Annotated in this window: 2 rRNA genes; both read left to right on the plus strand. The window is 52.0% G+C overall.

Features of this window, described 5'->3' with window-relative positions:
• Positions 1 to 292: ribosomal RNA gene (locus tag LH47_RS14840) — 16S ribosomal RNA — on the plus strand; the annotation flags it as partial.
• Positions 293 to 461: 169 nt separating this feature from the next.
• A 23S ribosomal RNA gene (locus LH47_RS14845) occupies positions 462 to 681 on the plus strand; the annotation flags it as partial.

The following is a 681-nucleotide window of genomic DNA, read 5'->3' on the forward strand; positions in this document are numbered from 1 at the left end:
GGGTCGCGAACCCGCGAGGGGGAGCCAATCCCAAAAAGCCGCTCTCAGTTCGGATTGCAGGCTGCAACTCGCCTGCATGAAGCCGGAATCGCTAGTAATCGCGGATCAGCATGCCGCGGTGAATACGTTCCCGGGCCTTGTACACACCGCCCGTCACACCACGAGAGTTTGCAACACCCGAAGTCGGTGAGGTAACCCTTACGGGAGCCAGCCGCCGAAGGTGGGGCAAATGATTGGGGTGAAGTCGTAACAAGGTAGCCGTATCGGAAGGTGCGGCTGGATCACCTCCTTTCTAAGGAAGAAAAGCGTAGAACGGTGCTAAACATCGTATAATAAAAAACGCTTTTTCGCTTCGTTTAGTTTTGAGGGAATATCCCTCAACTTACGCCTGCGTCTATTAAAAAGGAGACGAGGTTGAAATTGTTCTTTGAAAACTAGATAACAGGCTGAAAAGTGTGTTTAGTTAAGTTAGAAAGGGCGCACGGTGGATGCCTTGGCACTAGGAGCCGATGAAGGACGGGACAAACACCGATATGCTTCGGGGAGCTGTAAGTAAGCGTTGATCCGGAGATTTCCGAATGGGGGAACCCACTGTCCGTAATGGGGCAGTATCCATACGTGAATCCATAGCGTATGGAGGGCATACCCGGGGAACTGAAACATCTAAGTACCCGGAGGAGA

The organism is Anoxybacillus thermarum, assembly GCF_000836725.1.
Lineage (GTDB): Bacteria > Bacillota > Bacilli > Bacillales > Anoxybacillaceae > Anoxybacillus > Anoxybacillus thermarum.